General features: G+C 71.9%; 17 protein-coding genes. 16 read left to right on the top strand and 1 reads right to left on the bottom strand.

Translation table 11 applies throughout. The annotated features are described in order from the left end of the window. Positions 1 to 434 precede the first annotated feature (434 nt). From ssd to OG230_RS16220, 7 genes are all read left to right on the top strand, one after another. A complete protein-coding gene (gene ssd, locus OG230_RS16250; RefSeq protein WP_328910934.1) occupies positions 435 to 1571 on the top strand; it encodes a septum site-determining protein Ssd in 1137 nt (378 codons plus the stop codon). Further along, on the top strand, positions 1568 to 2716 hold the full coding sequence (locus OG230_RS16245) for a TadA family conjugal transfer-associated ATPase (RefSeq protein WP_328910933.1): 1149 nt from the start codon (positions 1568 to 1570) through the stop codon (positions 2714 to 2716). The genes ssd and OG230_RS16245 overlap by 4 nt, the downstream gene beginning before the upstream one ends. Positions 2717 to 2739: 23 nt before the next feature. Next, positions 2740 to 3576, top strand: a complete 837-nt coding sequence (locus OG230_RS16240; protein ID WP_443051590.1) for a type II secretion system F family protein — start codon at positions 2740 to 2742, stop codon at positions 3574 to 3576. Next, entirely contained in the window at positions 3573 to 4367 is a 795-nt protein-coding gene (locus OG230_RS16235) for a type II secretion system F family protein (RefSeq protein ID WP_328910931.1), read from the top strand. Before OG230_RS16240 ends, OG230_RS16235 begins: the two co-directional genes overlap by 4 nt. Positions 4368 to 4455: 88 nt before the next feature. Then, complete coding sequence (locus OG230_RS16230; RefSeq protein ID WP_328911422.1) at positions 4456 to 4677, top strand: DUF4244 domain-containing protein; 222 nt, start codon at positions 4456 to 4458, stop codon at positions 4675 to 4677. After that, positions 4664 to 5065, top strand: a complete 402-nt coding sequence (locus OG230_RS16225) for a TadE family type IV pilus minor pilin (protein ID WP_328910930.1) — start codon at positions 4664 to 4666, stop codon at positions 5063 to 5065. Before OG230_RS16230 ends, OG230_RS16225 begins: the two co-directional genes overlap by 14 nt. Before the next feature lie 110 nt (positions 5066 to 5175). Further along, entirely contained in the window at positions 5176 to 5550 is a 375-nt protein-coding gene (locus OG230_RS16220; protein ID WP_443051563.1) for an Rv3654c family TadE-like protein, read from the top strand. A gap of 49 nt (positions 5551 to 5599) precedes the next feature. Here OG230_RS16220 and OG230_RS16215 read toward each other — a convergent pair whose 3' ends face one another. Beyond that, entirely contained in the window at positions 5600 to 8080 is a 2481-nt protein-coding gene (locus OG230_RS16215; RefSeq protein ID WP_328910928.1) for a DEAD/DEAH box helicase, read from the bottom strand. Positions 8081 to 8158: 78 nt separating this feature from the next. Here OG230_RS16215 and OG230_RS16210 point away from each other — a divergent pair, with 78 nt between their 5' ends. The 9 genes from OG230_RS16210 to OG230_RS16170 all read left to right on the top strand — a co-directional run bounded on the left by OG230_RS16210 (position 8159) and on the right by OG230_RS16170 (position 18401). Further along, positions 8159 to 8512, top strand: coding sequence for an STAS domain-containing protein (locus OG230_RS16210; protein ID WP_003967428.1), 354 nt, complete (start codon positions 8159 to 8161; stop codon positions 8510 to 8512). A gap of 201 nt (positions 8513 to 8713) precedes the next feature. Next, complete coding sequence (locus tag OG230_RS16205; protein WP_328910927.1) at positions 8714 to 9142, top strand: ATP-binding protein; 429 nt, start codon at positions 8714 to 8716, stop codon at positions 9140 to 9142. A 400-nt stretch (positions 9143 to 9542) separates the two neighbouring features. Then, positions 9543 to 11993, top strand: coding sequence for a sodium-translocating pyrophosphatase (locus tag OG230_RS16200; RefSeq protein WP_328910926.1), 2451 nt, complete (start codon positions 9543 to 9545; stop codon positions 11991 to 11993). 304 nt (positions 11994 to 12297) lie between these two features. Then, a complete protein-coding gene (locus tag OG230_RS16195) occupies positions 12298 to 12912 on the top strand; it encodes a small secreted protein (RefSeq protein WP_328910925.1) in 615 nt (204 codons plus the stop codon). A gap of 105 nt (positions 12913 to 13017) precedes the next feature. Next, entirely contained in the window at positions 13018 to 14523 is a 1506-nt protein-coding gene (locus tag OG230_RS16190; protein ID WP_328910924.1) for a DUF7059 domain-containing protein, read from the top strand. A gap of 85 nt (positions 14524 to 14608) precedes the next feature. Continuing rightward, positions 14609 to 15619: a helix-turn-helix domain-containing protein gene (locus OG230_RS16185; RefSeq protein WP_328910923.1), complete on the top strand. Its 1011-nt coding sequence runs from the start codon at positions 14609 to 14611 to the stop codon at positions 15617 to 15619. A 78-nt stretch (positions 15620 to 15697) separates the two neighbouring features. Then, positions 15698 to 16738, top strand: coding sequence for an ABC transporter ATP-binding protein (locus OG230_RS16180; RefSeq protein WP_328910922.1), 1041 nt, complete (start codon positions 15698 to 15700; stop codon positions 16736 to 16738). Beyond that, positions 16735 to 17538 (top strand): ABC transporter permease, encoded by an 804-nt coding sequence (locus OG230_RS16175; protein ID WP_328910921.1) that lies wholly within the window; start codon positions 16735 to 16737, stop codon positions 17536 to 17538. The genes OG230_RS16180 and OG230_RS16175 overlap by 4 nt, the downstream gene beginning before the upstream one ends. 35 nt (positions 17539 to 17573) lie before the next feature. Continuing rightward, positions 17574 to 18401, top strand: coding sequence for an ABC transporter permease (locus OG230_RS16170; protein ID WP_328910920.1), 828 nt, complete (start codon positions 17574 to 17576; stop codon positions 18399 to 18401). The last annotated feature ends 265 nt before the right edge of the window (positions 18402 to 18666 follow it).

Genomic DNA, 18666 nt, shown 5'->3' with positions numbered 1-18666 from the left:
ATGGAAGTCACGGATCGTTCGCGACCGTGCTAACCCGGTCCGACTCCTCCCCCCCCGAGTCGGCCGTGGGGACGACCCCCGCTCTCCCCCCCGGCGGGGGTCGTCGCATGTCCGGACCCGTTTTCGCCGGCCGGAATCGAGCACTCCACCCCTCTCCCGGCCGCAACGGCCTGGTTCTTCGTGGGACTTCCCTCATCCTGACTCGTCACGGTGTGTAACGGAAGAGCTGCGCTCGGAAGTCGCCGGTATGGGTTACCGAGATATTCACAACGTTGAAGTTGTCCACAGTTTTGCAGCAAGATCCACACGTTTTTCCGAAGCGCTGCACGGTGATTCCACCCGTGAAGTCCACGGGTTCCGGAATCGCGCATCTCGGAACGCTCCGAGATCGCCGCGAACCGTACTGAAGGGGCAGTGAGAAGGGGGCGGAGATCGTGGCTGGATCCCTCGCACGAGAAGGTCTGCCGAGCGCGGAAGGACGCCGGGGCGGGCCGTTGATCGTGACCGAAGACGTGGAGTTGCTCGACGATCTGCTGAGGCTCTGCGCGGCGGCCGGAGCCGAGCCGGAAGTGCATTACGGGCCGCCCGAACGCCGGGGCGGCTGGGAGCAGGCCCCGATGGTTCTGGTGGGCGACGACGCGGCACCGCGGTGTCGGGGCGCCGCTCGCCGGCGGGGCGTGATGCTCGTCGGACGGGACCAGGACGCGCCGGACGTCTGGCGTCAGGCGGTGGAGATCGGGGCCGAATATGTGCTGCGGTTGCCCGATTCGGAGGGCTGGCTCGTCGACCAGATCGCCAACGCGGCGGAGGGCGTGGGGCGTCCCGCGCTGACCGTCGGCGTGATGGGCGGGAGGGGCGGCTCCGGCGCATCCACGCTGGCCTGTGCGCTCGCCGTGACCGCCGCCCGGTCGGGCCGGCGGACGATGCTGATCGACGGCGACCCGCTCGGCGGCGGTATCGACGTGCTGCTCGGCGGCGAACGAGCCGAGGGGATGAGGTGGCCGGATTTCGCCCAGTCCAGAGGGCGGGTGGGAGGTGGCGCGCTGGAGGACTCGCTGCCCGCTTTGCACGGGCTGCGGGTGCTGAGCTGGGGCCGTGACGACGAGGTGGTCATCCCGCCGCAGGCCATGCGGGCCGTGCTGGCCGCCGCGCGCCGTCTCGGGGGCGTGGTCGTCGTGGATCTGCCGCGCAGGGTCGACGAAGGGGTGGCCGAGGCGCTGGCCCAACTCGACCTCGGACTCGTGGTGGTGCCCGGTGAACTGAGGGCGGTCGCGGCGGCCCAACGGGTGGTGTCGATGGCCGGAATGGTCCTGGAGGACCTGCGGGTCGTCGCGCGCGGTCCGTATGCGGCGGGCCTGGACGAGCGGTGGGTGGCCAAGGCCCTGGGCCTTCCGCTCGTCGGTGAACTGCCCTGGGAGGCGGGGCTTCCGGAGGCTCAGGACGACGGTGTGCCCCCGGGGAGCGCGGTGCGGGGGCCGTTGGCCCGGTTCTGCACGGCTTTCTGGGAGCAGGCGGGCGCCGCAGGTGGCGGAAGCCTCGCCACCGGGCTTCCCGGCGGAGGTGTGTCATGACGGAGGCGCTGCTGGACGCCGTCCGCCAGCGGCTGGCCCGCAGTGGCGCGGCGCCGACCCCGGCCGGGGTGGCGGCTGCCCTGCGGGCGCAGGGACGGCTCCTCGGGGATGCGGAAGTGCTCGGCGCCGCTGAGGAGTTGCGGGGCGAACTGGTCGGGACCGGGGTGTTGGAGCCGCTGCTCGCCGACCCCGCCGTGACCGATGTCCTGGTGTCCGCGCCGGACCGGGTGTGGGTGGACCGGGGCGGCGGGCTCGAACTGACCGCGGTCACCTTCGCGGACCCGGCGGCCGTACGGAGGCTGGCGCAGCGGCTCGCGGCCGTCGCGGGGCGGCGTCTGGACGATGCCCGGCCCTGGGTGGACGCGCGGCTGCCGGACGGGACCCGGATGCACGCGGTGCTGCCGCCGGTGTCCGTCGGCTCCGCCTGTCTGTCCCTGCGGGTCGTGCGGCCCAGGGCGTTCGCGCTGAACGAGCTGGTCGAGGCGGGGACGGTGCCGCCGGGCGGGGATCGGGTGCTGCGGGCGCTGGTGGAAGCCAGGGTCTCGTATCTGATCAGCGGAGGTACGGGCGCCGGGAAGACGACGCTGCTGTCCAGCCTGCTGGGCGCGGTCGGGGAGCAGGAGCGGATCGTGCTCGCCGAGGACTCCGCCGAGCTGCGGCCGGACCATCCCCATGTGGTGCGCCTGGAGACCCGCCCCGCCAACCAGGAGGGTGTCGGCCGCGTGACGCTGCGGGACATCGTGCGGCAGGCGCTGCGGATGCGTCCCGACCGTCTGGTGGTCGGCGAGGTGCGGGGGGCAGAGGTGACGGAGTTGCTGGCCGCGCTGAACACCGGGCACGAGGGCGGGTGCGGCACGGTGCATGCCAACGCCGCCGAACACGTCCCGGCCCGTCTTGAAGCCCTGGGGACGGCTGCGGGCCTCGATCGGGCAGCCCTGCACAGCCAGTTGGCGGCTGCATTGTCGGTGGTGGTCCATCTGGTGCGCGACCGGAGCGGTCAGCGGCGGCTGGCCGAGGTGCACGTGCTGGAACGGGACGCGGCGGGGCTGGTGGTGACGGTGCCCGCGCTGCGTTGGGGTGTCGGCGGATTCGTACGGGAGCGGGGCTGGGAGCGGCTGGGTTCGCTGATCGGGGGTGCGCTGTGACGGGCGGAGGGTCGGCGTACGCGATGTACGCGACGGCGGTGTGCGCGGGAGCGGCGGCGTGGACGGCCGCCCGGCGCGATCCGGCGCCGCGGCGGGCCTGGGTGCTGTTCGTGGTCGGGGCGCCGGAGCGGAACCGGTGGGGGGCGTGGCCGTCGGCGGTGCCGGCGTTCTTCCGGGGGAGGCACGAGTGGCTGTGTGCCCCTGTGGCGGTGCTGCTCGCGGTGCTGGGCGAGTCGGTGCTGCCGCTCGTCGCGGGGGCCGTGGCGGTGCCGCTCGTGCGGCGGTGGCTGGGTGCGCGGTCCCGGCGCGGGAAGCGGGAGCGTGCGGCGGATGCGGTGATGGCGCTGTGCGGCGCGGTGGTGGGGGAGCTGCGGGCGGGGCGTGAGCCGGGGCAGGCGTTGCTGGTTGCTGCCCGTGGCGCGGGGGAGGCGCTGGGCGGGGCGGAAGCCGCTGTGCTGGCTGCCGCGAGATTCGGTGGGGATGTGCCGGGTGCGCTGCGGCAGGCCGCGGGTACGCCCGGGCGTGACGGACTCGCGGGTGTTGCTGCGTGCTGGCGGGTGGCGGTGGACGGCGGAGCGGGGCTCGCGGCCGGACTCGACCGCCTGGAGGGCGCCTTACGGGCGGACAGGCGCCGACGGGAGGAGTTGCGGGCCCAACTGGCGGGCGCTTGGTCGACGGTCGTGGTGCTGGCCCTCCTGCCGGTGGCTGGGCTGGGGCTGGGTGCCGCGCTCGGAGCCGACCCCTTGCGGGTTCTGCTGCACAGTCCGGGTGGTCTGGCCTGCCTGGCGGCGGGCGGGCTGCTGGAGACGGTGGGCCTGATCTGGGCCCGGCGGATCGTCAGGGCGGGTGAGGCGGGATGAGCGGGCTGACGGGGGGCGCTGTCCACACCCTGGGGATCGCCGGGACGCTGGTGTGCGCGGCCGTGTATCCGGTTATCGCCGCGATCGGCCGGCGGCGCGAGCGGGCAGTGCGCAGACGGGGGGCGCTGCTCCTGGCCGCGGGTGCGGGGAAGCGGCGCCGGTGGCGGCCGCGAGCCGGCACCGGTGCCCGGAGGTGGGTGGCGCCGCTGGGGGCCGCGGCGGCCGGCTGGGTTCTGGTCGGTGGGCTGCCGGGGTGTGTGGCCGCGGCGGCTGTGGCGTACGGGACGTGGCGCTGGCAGCGGTCACGGAGCGAGCGGGGTGCGGGCGCCGCCGAAGCGGAGCTCACCGAGGTGTCGCGGCACCTTCCGCTGGCCGCCGATCTGCTGGCGGCCTGCCTCTCCGCCGGGGCCGGTCCGCGGGAGGCGGCGGAGGCGGTGGGCGAGTCCATGGGCGGCCCGGTCGGCGACAGGCTGGCCAGGGCGGCTGCGGAGATCCGGCTCGGCGGTGAACCGGGCGAGGCGTGGGGGCGGTTCGCGGAGATACCGGGCGCGGGGGCGTTGGCCCGGTGTCTGGACCGGGCCGGTTCGACCGGGGCGCCGGCGGCGGAACCGGTGGCCCGGCTGGCGGAGGCGATGCGCGCCGAACGGTCGAGCGCTGCGGTGGCCCGCGCCCAGCGTGCGGGCGTACTGATCACGGCGCCGGTCGGGCTGTGCTTCCTGCCCGCCTTCCTGGCGATCGGGGTGGCCCCGGTGGTGATCGGGCTCGCGACCGGACTGCTGACCGCGGGCTGACACGAAACAGGTGGAACTCCTTTGCGGCCACCTGGCGGTCACAAAAATCGACAAGTCTATTTCGGGGGTTGAAATGAGCAGGAACTTCATGGAGCGGGTGCTCGGCACGGTGCGCCGGGTGCGGACCGGCGGGCGGGATCGGCTGAGCAGGTTCGCCAGGTCGGACCGCGGGATGACGACGTCCGAGTACGCGGTGGGAACGATCGCGGCCTGCGGGTTCGCCGCGGTGCTCTACAAGGTCGTGACGAGTGGACCCGTGCTTTCGGCCATGCAGGCGTTGATCAAGGACGCGCTCGATGCGAAGTTCTGAGGCCGCACGGGAGAGCCGGGCGCGGGCTCCTGACGGTCCCCGCGGGGACCGGGGGGCTGTGACGGCGGAGGCGGCGATGGTCATTCCTGCGCTCGTCGCCCTCGCGCTGGTCCTGATCTGGGCCCTCGTGGCCGCCGCCGCCCAGATCCGGTGCGTGGATGCGGCACGGGCGGGAGCACGGGCTGCGGCACGTTCCGAGCCGGCCGCGGCGGTCCTGGAGGCGGCGCGGTCGGCGGCACCGGGGCAGGCGCGGGTCGAGGTTCAACGGTCGGGGGAGTTGTGGCAGGTCCGCGTGGAGGCGCCGATACCGGGGCCCGGACCGCTGGCACTCACCTTGAGCGCCGAGGCGGTCGCGCTGGCCGAGGACACGGTGGGGGTGGCGCCGTGAGGGGTCGGCGACGGGGTCGGCTCGTGACCGGGAGAGGGGAGGGGGAAGGGCTCGGGGGCGGGAAACGGGGCGGGGGCGGTGATCAGGGGCTGGCGACGGTGTGGGTGGCGATGACCACGGCCACGCTGTGTGCGGTGTTCGCGGTGGTGCTGGCCCTGGGACAGGCGGTGGCGGTCCGGCACCGGGCCGGCGGAGCGGCGGACCTGGCAGCCCTCGCCGCGGCCGATCGTGCCCTCCAGGGCGCGGCAGCCGCGTGCGGGGCCGCCGGGCGGGTGGCCCGGGCGCAGGACGCGGTGCTGGTGCGGTGCGCGGTGCGGGGAGAGATCGCCGACGTGACCGCCCGCGCGGGCTTCGGCCCGTACGAACCGTCGGTCAGGTCCCGCGCGGGCCCGCCGGACGGGGTGGAGCTGCCGGAAGGGGTGGAGCTGCCGGACGGGGAGGAGCAGGCGGATGCGGCCGGGCTGCCGGACGGCGGGACCCGGTAGGCCGTAGGCCGCCGGGCAGGTGGAGGGCGCTGCCGGGGCCGTGCGTTCGTTACGCCTTCCGGGTGCTTTCCCGGTCCGGGTCCGGGGGTGCGGCGCGCAGGAGTTCGGTGAGGAGGCGTACGGCGCCGCGCTTGTGGAGCGGTTCGTTTCCGTTGCCGCACTTGGGGGACTGGATGCACGAAGGACAGCCCGCTTCGCACTCGCAGGACGCGATCGCCTCACGGGTCGCCGTCAGCCACGTCCGCGCGGTGTGGAAGGCCCGCTCGGCGAATCCGGCGCCGCCCGGGTGGCCGTCGTAGACGAAGACCGTCGGCAGCAGCGTGTCCGGGTGGAGGGGCACGGAGACCCCGCCGATGTCCCAGCGGTCGCAGGTGGCGAAGAGCGGGAGCATCCCGATCGACGCGTGCTCGGCGGCGTGCAGCGCGCCGCCGAGGATCTCCGGATTGATCCGGGCGGCATCGAGCTGGTCCTCGGTGACCGTCCACCACACGGCGCGGGTGCGCAGGGTGCGGGGCGGCAGGTCGAGCTTGGTCTCGCCCATGACCTCCCCGGTGATCACCCTGCGGCGCAGGAAGGAGACGACCTGGTTGGTGACCTCCACGGAGCCGTAACAGAGCCGCCCGTCGCCCCACGGGATCTCGGTGTCGGTCTCCAGGACGGAGATCGCCGTGGTGTCGCGTGCCGTGGTCGAGTACGGCGGGCTCGCCTCCTCGACGAGGGCCACCGAGTCCTCCAGATCCAGTTTCCGCACCAGGTAGGTGCGGCCCTGGTGGAGGTGGACGGCGCCCTCGTGGACGGCGGTGTGCGCGGCCGACTCGTCGACGGTGCCGAGCAGGCGGCCGGTGCCCTCCTCGACGATCTGGACCGGACGGCCGCCCTCGCCCCGGATGTCGGTGAGGTCGGCCGCCCGCTCCCGGCGGGTCCAGTGCCAGCCCGACGGCCGTTTGCGCAGCAGTTTCGCTGTCTCCAGCTGAGGCAGCAGACCGGGCACCGCAGGACCGAAGAGATCGATGTCGGACTCGGTGAGCGGGAGCTCGGAGGCTGCCGCGCACAGATGGGGGGCGAGGACGTACGGGTTGTCCGGGTCGAGGACGGTCGACTCCACGGGCTGCTGGAACAGCGCCTCGGGGTGGTGGACCAGGTAGGTGTCCAGCGGATCGTCCCGGGCGACCAGGACGGCGAGCGCACCCTGCCCCGAGCGTCCCGCCCGGCCCGCCTGCTGCCACAGGGAGGCCCTGGTGCCCGGGTAGCCGGCGATGACGACGGCGTCCAGGCCCGAGACGTCGATGCCCAGCTCCAGGGCGGTGGTCGCGGCGAGGCCGAGCAGCTCTCCGGAGTGCAGGGCACGTTCCAGGGCGCGGCGCTCCTCGGGAAGGTAGCCACCGCGATAGGCGGCGACCCGCTTCGGCAGCGAGCGGTCCACCTCGGCGAGGCGCTCCTTCGCGATCACGGAGATGAGTTCGGCGCCGCGCCGGGAGCGTACGAAAGCCACCGAGCGGACGCCCTGGAGGGTCAGGTCGGTGAGGAGGTCCGCCGTCTCGGCCGTGGCGGTACGGCGCACCGGCGCGCCCTTCTCGCCGTGGAGCTCGGTCAGCGGGGGTTCCCAGAGGGCGAAGACCAGCTCGCCCCGGGGCGACGCGTCGTCGGCGACCTCCTTCACGGGAAGGCCGGTGAGGCGGCCCGCGGCGACCGAGGGGTCCGCCGCGGTGGCCGAGGCGAGGAGGAAGACCGGATCGGCGCCGTAACGGGCGCACAGGCGGCGCAGACGCCGCAGCACCTGGGCGACGTGGGAGCCGAAGACGCCCCGGTAGGTGTGGCACTCGTCGATGACGACGAAGCGCAGGGCGCGCAGGAACGAGGACCAGCGGGGATGGGAGGGCAGGATTCCGCGGTGCAGCATGTCGGGGTTGGTCAGGACGTAGTTGGCGTACTGACGTACCCATTCGCGTTCCTCGACGGGGGTGTCCCCGTCGTACACCGCCGGCCTGATCGCGTGGCCGAGCGGTGCCGAGAGGTCCTTCACGGACCGCCTCTGGTCGGCGGCGAGGGCCTTGGTGGGGGCGAGGTACAGGGCGGTCGCTCCGCGGCCGTTCGGGGCCTGTGAGCCGTCGAGGAGGGTGCTGAGGACCGGCGCGAGGTAGGCGAGCGACTTCCCGGAAGCCGTGCCGGTGGCGATCACGACGGATTCGCCGTCCAGGGCGTACTCCGCGGCGGCGGCCTGATGTGCCCACGGATGGTCGATTCCGGCCTGCTGAATCGCCGAGATCACTTCTGGCCGGATGCGATCCGGCCAGATGGCATGGGTTCCCGCTCGCGGGGGCAAGTGCTCCGTATGAGTGATGCGCGCGGACCGGCCCGCCCCTGCGGCGAGCCGGTCGAGGACCATGGAGGGAGAGGGGCGGGAGCCCCCGCTCTCGGGCGGTCGACTGGGGCGGTGATTCTTGGCCATCGGCACCGAGTGTGTCACTGGCGTGGCGGACAATGGTCCCAAGGCGTCGTGCATGGCTGCTGGTAAGTGATTGAATGCCATCGCGGCTGGCGATCCGTCCCCTGGCTCCGTCGGGGAGACCGAGGGGCGACCGCTCGATAGCAAGGTGCTGGAGGATCCGTGGACCTGTCCCTGTCGACTCGCAATGTGTCCGGCCCTGGTGGCGACCGTACGGTCGTCGAGGTCGGTGGCGAGATTGATGTGTATACCGCGCCCAAGCTGCGCGAGCAGTTGGTCGAGTTGGTGAATGACGGCAGCTACCACCTGGTTGTCGACATGGAAGGTGTCGACTTCCTCGACTCCACCGGCCTCGGCGTGCTCGTGGGTGGCTTGAAGCGTGTCCGAGCCCATGAGGGCTCGCTGCGCCTGGTCTGCAACCAGGAGCGCATTCTCAAGATCTTCCGGATCACAGGTCTGACCAAGGTGTTCCCCATTCACACCACGGTCGACGAGGCTGTAGCGGCCACCGACTGACGTCGGGCGGGTCGGCCTCATCTGGCCGGCCGGCAGGCAGTGAACAGCCCGGCACGCGGCAGCAGGCAGGCCGCGTCGAGCAGGTGGTCGGCCTCTGGCCGGCTGCCGGCTTTGTCGGCTTTTCCGGAGGTTGAGAGCAGGGGTACCGGGCGCCACGCCCGGGCCCCTGAGACGCACGCCCGTACGTTCGAGGGGGATGGCATGGCCACCGTTGAACTCCGCTTCAGCGCTCAGCCCGAACATGTCAGGACGGCACGCCTTGTGGCAGCCGCCGTGGCGCGCAGGGCCGGGGTCGACGAGGCGTTGCTCGACGAGGTCCGGCTCGCCGTGGGTGAGGCGTGCAGCCGTGCTGTCGGGCTGCACCGGACCTACGGCATCACCGCCCCGGTGACGGTCGTGCTGATCGAGGAGGAGAAGGTTTTCTCCATCGAGGTCGGCGACGAGGTGCCCGACGCCACGCCCGGCGGGAGAAACGGCGAGACGGATTCCGAGCCCGACGGTGAGGGCGAGGACGAGATGGGTCTCGCGGTCATCAGCGGTCTGGTCGACGACGTCGAAGTCAGGTCGGGCGCGGACGGCGGAGTGATCCGGATGAGCTGGCCGAAGAAGTCCGCGGCGATGCTTTCCTGAGAGCCGTCCCTGCGGCACGGGACCGGATCCGAGGGCTGCGTGCCTCCGGACCGCGCGACCGCGTGACCGAATCCGGCACCGGTCTTCTTCGGGATGTGTCTGATCGAAGCCGGCACCTGTCCTCGTCCGGATGTGCTTGAACGCACCCCCGCCTACCCCGTCCGGGTGTACGTGATCGAATTTTCTGGGCCCTGCTGAGCAGGGCCTTTTTTCATTTCCGTCCGTCCGGTGATCTCCGGGCAATGCCTCTGCCCCGTTACTGCATTCGCGTCGAATCAGGGGTGAGATCATTTGCCGATTGAGGGACGAAGGTCAATTCCATTACCCGCCCACTGTTTTGATCAGGTTCTGCTCCCTACAATCCGTCCACGTCTTGAGCGCTGAGCGTCAAGGAGGACGTATGGCGGGGTTCTTCAACACACCACTGGCAGAACTGACGCAGTATTCCGCACCTTCCGACCGTCCCACCTCACTCGCAGCCGCGGTTCTCACCGATGGCAACCGGCTGATCATCATCGTTGTCGCGGTCGTCGCCATCGCCGCACTGGTCGTGGCCCAGCTGCTGGTACGCCAGGTCCTGGCGGCCGGCGAGGGCACCGAACGCATGAAGGAAATCGCGGCAGCCGTCCAGGAGGGCGCGAATGCGTATCTGGGACGACAGCTGCGTACCGTCGGCGTCTTCGCCGTCGTCGTGTTCTTCCTGCTTCTTCTGCTGCCGGCCGACGACTGGTCCCAGCGCGCAGGACGGTCGTTGTTCTTCCTGGTGGGTGCGCTTTTCTCGGCGGCCACCGGATACATCGGCATGCGCCTCGCCGTACGCAGCAATGTGCGCGTCGCCGCAGCCGCGCGTGAGGCGACTCCGGAAGAAGGTGAACCGGAAAAGGATCTCACCGCCGTTTCGCACAAGGCGATGAAGATCGCTTTCCGTACGGGGGGCGTGGTCGGCATGATCACGGTGGGCCTCGGCCTTCTCGGTGCCTCCTGTGTCGTCCTCGTCTACGCGGCCGACGCGCCCAAGGTCCTGGAAGGGTTCGGTCTCGGCGCCGCGCTGATCGCCATGTTCATGAGGGTCGGGGGCGGCATCTTCACCAAGGCCGCCGACGTGGGCGCCGACCTCGTCGGCAAGGTGGAACAGGGCATCCCCGAGGACGATCCGCGCAACGCCGCCACCATCGCCGACAACGTGGGCGACAACGTCGGGGACTGCGCGGGCATGGCGGCCGACCTGTTCGAGTCGTACGCCGTGACACTCGTCGCCGCACTCATCCTCGGCTCGGCCGCGTTCGGGGACTCCGGACTGGCCTTCCCCCTGATCGTGCCGGCGATCGGCGTGGTCACCGCGATGATCGGCATCTTCGCGGTCGCCCCGCGGCGCGCCGACCGCAGCGGGATGACCGCCATCAACCGCGGATTCTTCATCTCCGCGGTGATCTCGCTCGTCCTGGTGGCGGTGGCGGTCTTCGTCTACCTCCCGTCCTCGTACGCCGAACTGGACGGCGTCACCGACAGCGCCATCTCCTCGCACGGCGGCGATCCGCGGATCTTCGCCCTCGTCGCCGTCGCCATCGGCATCGTGCTCGCCGCGCTGATCCAGCAGCTCACCGGCTACTTCACGGAGACCAACCGCCGCCCCGTCAGGGACATCGGGAAGTCCTCGCTGACGGGTCCGGCGACCGTGGTGCTCGCCGGTATCTCCATCGGCCTGGAGTCCGCCGTCTACACCGCGCTGCTGATCGGGCTCGGCGTCTACGGAGCGTTCCTGCTGGGCGGTACGTCGGTGATGCTGGCGCTCTTCGCCGTGGCGCTCGCCGGCACCGGTCTGCTCACCACGGTCGGGGTCATCGTCGCCATGGACACCTTCGGTCCGGTGTCCGACAACGCCCAGGGCATCGCCGAGATGTCCGGCGACGTCACGGGCGCAGGCGCCCAGGTGCTCACCGACCTGGACGCCGTCGGCAACACCACCAAGGCCATCACCAAGGGCATCGCCATCGCCACCGCCGTTCTGGCGGCGGCGGCGCTCTTCGGTTCGTACCGCGACGCGATCGCCACGGCGGTCGACGACGTGGGGGCCCAGGCGGGTGAGCTGGGGCTGAGCCTGGACATCTCGCAGCCCAACAACCTGGTCGGGCTGATCCTCGGCGCGGCCGTCGTCTTCCTCTTCTCCGGCCTGGCCATCAACGCGGTGTCCCGGTCCGCCGGGGCCGTGGTCTACGAGGTGCGGCGGCAGTTCCGCGAGCACCCCGGGATCATGGACTACACGGAGAAGCCGGAGTACGGGCGCGTCGTCGACATCTGCACCAAGGACGCGTTGCGCGAGCTGGCCACGCCCGGACTGCTCGCCGTGCTGGCGCCGATCGCGGTCGGTTTCAGTCTCGGTGTCGGGGCGCTCGGCTCGTATCTCGCGGGCGCGATCGCGACCGGCACGCTCATGGCCGTCTTCCTCGCCAACTCCGGTGGCGCGTGGGACAACGCCAAGAAGCTCGTCGAGGACGGCCACCACGGCGGCAAGGGCAGCGAGGCCCATGCCGCGACGGTCATCGGCGACACGGTCGGAGACCCGTTCAAGGACACGGCCGGGCCCGCGATCAACCCGCTCCTCAAGGTGATGAACCTGGTGGCGCTGCTCATCGCCCCGGCGGTCGTGCAGTTCAGTTACGGGGAGGACGCGAGTGCCGGGGTGCGGGCGGTGGTGGCGGTGTTCGCCATCGTCGTCATCGTCGGCGCGGTGTACGTGTCCAAGCGGCGCGGGATCGCCATGGGCGACGAAGACGGTTCGGGGGACGAGGGTGGCGGCGGGGACGACGGCGGCCGTTCCGCCAAGTCGCCCGATCCGGCGGCCATTTCGTGATCCGGACCGGCCGGGCCGGCGGGCCCGGGGCGGCCCGGAGGCCGTAAGTCGTGTCCCCAGCACCTGGTCAAGCGGCGGGTGGGCGAACCCTTCTGAGGGGGCGTCCGCCCGTCGTGCTTCGCGGACTTCACCCTTACCGGTGAGTATCCATACGCGTGATCGAGCGTTCGGGTGAGTTGTATCTCCCTCATTTCCCTTGGTGCAAATGGCTGCAAAAGCTCGTACATCGGACGACCGGCGCCAGAATGTCGCCCACTTGGCGTGTAAGTTCCGGGGCCGAGAGCCTTGGAAGGGACCCAATCCGGTGAACAAGAAGCTTGCAGCCGCACTGTCCGGCGGTGCGGTACTCGTACTGACGCTGTCGGGCTGCAGCGACGACAGCGACGACAAGGTCAACGACTGGGCCAAGGAGGTCTGCGACCAGGTCCAGCCCCAGCTGCAGAAGATCGCGGACGCCAACGCCTCCATCCAGCAGCAGACCGCGGACAACAGCAAGCCGGCGGACGTCCAGGCGACCGACTCGGCCGCCTTCCAGCAGATCTCGCAGGCGTACAAGGCGCTGGGCACGGCCGTGGAATCCGCGGGCCCGCCGCCCGTCGACGACGGCGAGACCACGCAGAAGGAGGCCGTGAAGGAGCTCAACGCCTCCTCCGTCGCCTACGCCGAGCTGAAGACGAAGGTCGACGCCCTCAACACGAAGGACCAGGCGAAGTTCGCCGACGGTCTCAAGGACATCGCCGACGAGCTGAACAAGATCAGCACCAATGGCGACCAGGCGCTGAAGAAGCTCCAGTCCGGTGAGGTCGGTGAGGCGATGGCCAAGCAGAAGGGCTGTCAGAAGCCGACGGCCTCCGCCTCGCCGTCCGCAGGGGCCTCGAAGACGGCATCGCCGTCCGCCTCGGCGACCAAGAAGGCGTAGTCACGGCACGCGGAACGCCTCGGTGGACCGCCGGTCAGCGGCCCGGCCGCCCTTTATGGGTGCCGGGCCGCTGCCGTTGTCGGTGGAAGCGGACACAATGGGCGGGTGAGTACGCCCAGCCTTCCCGCATCCGACCGTATCCCCGCGCTCCGCGAAGCCCTGCTCTCCGCCGCCTTCACCGCGGACGGGCTCCTCGACCGGCTCGGCGCGTCCGCCTATGCCGCGCTCGCCCGCAGCGAAACGGTCCCCGCACTGCGGGCGACCCGGGGCGATTCGCCGCTCGACACGCTGGTGCGGCTCTTCCTTCTCCAGCGCCCCGTCCCGTACGAGCGGGCCCGCGCGGCGCTTCCCGTGGAGGAGTGCGTCGAGGACGGCTGGCTGAGCCGTGACGGGGACGAGGTGCGGGCGACCGTCGACGTCCGGCCGTACGGCGGACCGGAGGGCCAGGACTGGTTCATCGTGTCCGATCTCGGCTGCGCCGTCGGCGGGGCCGGCGGCATCGGTTCGCACGAGGAGGGCGTCGTCCTCGGCGTCGGCGGGGCGTCGACCACGCTCGCCGGAATCACCGTCCGCGAGCCGGTGGGATCCGCACTGGACCTGGGCACCGGTTCCGGTATCCAGGCGCTGCACGCCGCCCAGCACGCGACGCGTGTCACGGCCACGGACCTCAACCCGCGGGCCCTGGACTTCACCCGGCTCACCCTCGCCCTGTCCGGCGCCGCCCCCGCCGACCTTCGCGAGGGGTCCCTCTTCGAGCCGGTCTCCGGGGAGACGTTCGACCTGATCGTCTCCAACCCCCCGTTCGTGATCTCTCCGGGCGCCCGGCTGACGTACCGCGACGGCGGCATGGGCGGCGACGACCTGTGCCGGACCCTGGTGCAGCAGGCAGGCGACCGGCTGAACGAGGGGGGTTACGCCCAGTTCCTCGCCAACTGGCAGCACGTGGAGGGCGAGGAGTGGCAGGACCGGCTGCGCACGTGGGTGCCGCGCGGCTGCGACGCCTGGATCGTGCAGCGGGAGGTGCAGGACGTCACGCAGTACGCGGAGCTGTGGCTGCGCGACAGCGGCGACCACCGTTCGGACCCCGCCGAGTACGCCGCGCGGTACGAGGCATGGCTCGACGAGTTCGAGGCACGCGGGACGAAGGCGGTCGGCTTCGGCTGGATCACCCTCAGGAAGACCGGTGCGGCCGAGCCGTCGATCGTGATCGAGGAGTGGCCGCACCCGGTGGAGCAGCCGCTCGGCCCTGCGATCGAGGCCCACTTCGCCCGCCAGGACTACCTCAGGCAGCAGGACGACGCGGCGCTTCTGGCGGGCCGGTTCACGCTGGCCGCCGAGGTCGTGCAGGAGCAGGTCGGACTGCCCGGCGCGGAGGACCCCGAGCACGTGGTGCTGCGCCAGCACCGCGGGATGCGCCGTGCCACGAAGGTCGACGCCGTAGGGGCCGGATTCGCCGGCGTGTGCGACGGATCGCTTCCCGCGGGCCGGATTCTCGATGCCATCGCGCAGCTGATGTCCGAGGACCCGGTGCTGCTGCGCGACCGGACCCCGCAGGCGATCCGGCTGCTGGTGGAGGAGGGCTTCCTGGAACCCGTACGGGGCAGCGTGTGAGCGCCGCCGGGCTCCGCGCGAGCGCCGTAGGCCCTGCCCGCGCGGGTGGCGTGCACCCGGCCCGCGCGACGGAACGGGAGCGCCGGTGATCCGTATAGAGCTGGACGAAGCCTCGCTCGGCGCGACCCGGATCGCCGTAAGCCCGCTGTGGGACACCTTCTGCAGCATCCATCTGGCCGGTCCGCACAGGACGCCGTCCTGGCCGTACGAGTCGTGGGTGGGCCGGGCCCGGGAGGTCCTGCGCGAGGACGACCGGACCCACCCCCTGCGCCTCCTGATCGACGGCCCGAACGCCTTCCCCGACTTCCTGGTGCCGAAGCCGTGCGGCGCCTCGTCGATCGAGGCGGAGCTCGACGTCGTCCGGGACACGCCCGCCGACGTCGTACGGGCCGGGATCACCGAGCACTACGCGGACCTCGCCGGGCACCCCTGGGTACGCCCGTATCTCGATGACCCCGAGGCCGCCTGCGCCGCGCTCGCGGACGCGTACGCGGCGTACTGGGAGGGCGCGATGGAGCAGCACTGGCCGACCATGCGCCGGCTCGTGGAGGACGAGGTCCTCATCCGGGCACGGACCTTCGCGACCGAGGGCGTCGACGCGCTCTTCGCCGGGCTGGAGTCACGGGCCAGGTGGACACCGCCCGTCCTGGAGCTGACCAAGCACATCGACGCCGACTACCGGGCCGGTGAGCGGCGGCTGCTGCTCGTCCCCCTCGTCTTCGCCGAGGGCTGCCGGCTCTACTCCACCGACGACCCCGAGGTCCTGACCATCTCCTTCCAGGCCAGGGGCGCGGCCGCACTGCGCGAGCGGCCCGCCGAACCTGCGGACGGCAGCGGCGACCGGCTCGGTCTGCTGCTCGGGCGGGGCCGGGCATCCGTCCTGCGCCAGCTCGGCGCACCGCTCACCACGGCCGGGATATCCGACCGGCTGGGCCTCGCGCCGAGCACGGTCTCCGAGCACCTGTCGGTCCTCGCCGACTCGGACGTCGTGACCCGGCACCGGGTCGGCCGCAGCGTGTACTACCAACTCACCGACACGGGACGGGCCCTGCTCGCGCTGCTGTCGGGGGAGGACGTCCTGCGCGCGGTGTCCTGAGCGCGGCGCCGTGCGCCGACGATTCGGCGGCCCCCGAATTGATGGCCGGGCCGCGGCTGCGGCTCTAGCGTCGCCGCCATGCTTGCGATCGAGGCGAAGAATCTCCGCCGCACCTACACCGCCCGCACGGGCTTCCTGCGCCCGCGCCGCACCGAGACCGAGGCCGTACGCGGTGTCAGTTTCCAGGTGGCGCGCGGCGAGCTCTTCGGACTGCTCGGGCCCAACGGCGCGGGCAAGACCACGACCATCAAGATGCTCAACACCCTTCTGCTGCCGACCTCCGGCACCGCGAAGGTGCTGGGCCACGACGTGGCCACCGACCCCGTGGCCGTACGCCGCAGGATCGGGTACGTCTTCGGGGGCGACCGGGGTCTGTACGACCGGCTCTCGGCCCTCGACAACCTGCGCTACTTCGCGGAGTTGTACGGGGTCGAGCCCCGCGAACAGAAGGCCCGGATCGGCGAACTGCTGGACCTGGTGGGGCTCAGGGGCCGGGAGAAGGAGCGGGTCGAGGGCTACTCGCGCGGCATGCGCCAGCGCCTGCACATCGCCCGCGGCCTGCTGCACCGGCCCGATGTCCTCTTCCTCGACGAGCCGTCCATCGGCGTCGACCCGGTGGCGGCCCGCGATCTGCGCCGTACCGTCGCCGACCTGCGGGCGGGTGGCACCACGGTGCTGCTGACCACCCATTACATGGCCGAGGCCGACGAGCTGTGCGACCGGATCGCGGTGATCGCGGGCGGCACGATCCGGGCCCTGGGCACCCCGGACCGGCTCAAGTCGCGGGTCCAGGACCGCGATGTCCTGGAGATCGAGGCGTACGGGGCCGCCGAGGAGCACCTCGACCGCATCCGGGCCCTGCCCGGCGTGCGGGGTGTGGCCGCGGAGGAACGGGGAAGCGGGCAGGCCGTCATCGTGCAGACGGAGCGGGGCGCCGGCCTGCACGCCGGTGTACTGGCGGCGCTCGACGGCATCAGGGTCGGACGGGTCGTCACCCGCGAACCGACCCTGGAGGACGCCTACATCGCGATCGTCGAGGAGGCGAGCGGCCCGGAACCGGAGGCCGGCCCCCTGGACGAGCAGAAGACCACGGCGGGCGAACAGGAGGCCAGGGTATGAGAAACGGAACGAGCCCCCGCCGGGCTCTGCGGCTGATCGTCGTCGGTGTGCGCACCCATGTCCTGTACATGAGCCGGTCACCGCTCGAAATCACCTTCGCCGTCCTCCTGCCGCTCGTGTACGCGACCCTCGCCGTCTATCTCTTCCGGGCCGCCGACGACCCCGACCGGCTGCTCACCGCCGCCGTCGGCGCGGGGCTGATGGGCATCTGGACCTCGGTGCTCTTCGGCTCCGGCGGCGCCGTGCAGAACCAGCGCTGGCTCGGCACTCTGGAGACGCTGGTCGCCTCGACGTCCCCGCTCTCCCTCGTCCTGCTGCCGATCACGCTGGCCACGGCCGTCATCGGGACCTACTCCATGGGCGCGACGGTCCTCTGGGGTGCCGTGCTCTTCGGCGTGCCGCTGGACTTCGCGCACCCGCTGCTCTTCCTCGTCGCCGTGCCCGTATGCGTGCTGTCGCTCGGCATGATGGGGCTGCTCCTGGCCGCGACGTTCGTCCTGCTGCGCAACGCGAACGCGCTCGCCAACCCGCTGGACGCACCCGTCTGGCTGCTGTCCGGAATGCTCGTTCCCATCCGCGTTCTGCCGGACTGGACCAGGCCGATCTCCTGGGCGCTGCCCACCACCTGGGGTTCCCGGGCGGTGCACGCGGCGACCTCGGGCGGGCCCGCCGTATCCCAGGTGCTCGTCCCGATGGGCACGGCCCTCGCCCTCGGCGGGCTCTACTGCCTGCTCGCGGTGCTGGTCCTCGGCCGGGTCGAACGCCGCGCCCGGGCCGCCGCCACCCTCTCGCTCGCCTGATGACCGGGCGATTCAGGATCTCCAGGAGCCCCCGCATGCCCTCGTCAGTCCCCGCTCCCGCCACGGCCTCCGCCTCGGGACCCCTCCGTACGGCACGACTTGTCGTCCTCGGTGGTGCCCTCTCCTACCGAGCCCTGTTCAACTGGACGACACCGCCCATGTTCATCGGCACGCTGCTGGCCGGACCGCTGCTGCAACTGCTGTTCTTCGTCTTCCTCGGGCGCGAGCTCGGGGTGGCGGACGACCGCTTCTATCTGATCGGCAACGCGGTGCTCGCCTCCTCGACCGCCTGCGTCTACGGAGGCACGATGGCCATCGCCAACGAGCGCCGCTTCGGCACGCTCGGCGCGGTCCTTCTCAGCCCCCGCCGCCGCGCTCCGCTCTGGTTCGGCCGAGCCCTGCCCTATGTACTCAACGGGCTTCTCATCAGCGTCTTCACCCTCACCGTGGCATCCCTCCTGCTGGGTCTGCGGATTCCGCTCGGGTCCGTCCCCGGGCTCGCGGCGGTGCTGCTCGCGGCCTGCGCCGCCTGCTCCGCGTTCGGGCTCGCCCTTGGTGCGCTCGGGCTGCGCTTCCGTGATGTCTTCCTGGTCTCGAATGTGGCCTGTTCCGTACTGCTCCTGCTGACCGGGGCGAACGTGCCTCGGACCGAGCTCCCCGCGTGGATGGGCGCCCTCGGCGACGTACTCCCGCTGACCCACGCGGCGGACGCGGCCCGGCAGTTGTCGGCGGGCGGAGCTCTCGACACGGGGCTGCTCGGTGCGGAACTGACGGTCGGCGCCGGGTACGCGCTGCTCGCCGTGGCCCTCCTGGCGCTGTTCGAACGCGGCAGCCGGCGACGCGCGACCCTCGACGTGATGTGACACGTGACGCGACACGCGACACGTGACGCGACACGTGACGCGACACGTGACGCGACACGTGACGCGACACGTGATGCGACACGCGAGGTGAGGCGTGGGGCCATGCGACGTGGGACGGGCGGCGGCGCGGGGCCGGGGGAGTGCTGTTCACCCAGGGTTCGTGTCGGCGACGCTCCGGCGTGGCAGCCTCCCCCTGCCGGGCCGCGGGCCCTCCCGGCCACGCCCGGGCGGCATCACGACGACGAGTGAGTTTGAGGGGTACGGA

The organism is Streptomyces sp. NBC_00234 (assembly GCF_036195325.1).
In the GTDB taxonomy this organism is placed as follows: Bacteria; Actinomycetota; Actinomycetes; order Streptomycetales; family Streptomycetaceae; genus Streptomyces.
This window is presented reverse-complemented; position numbering and strand designations above follow the sequence as displayed.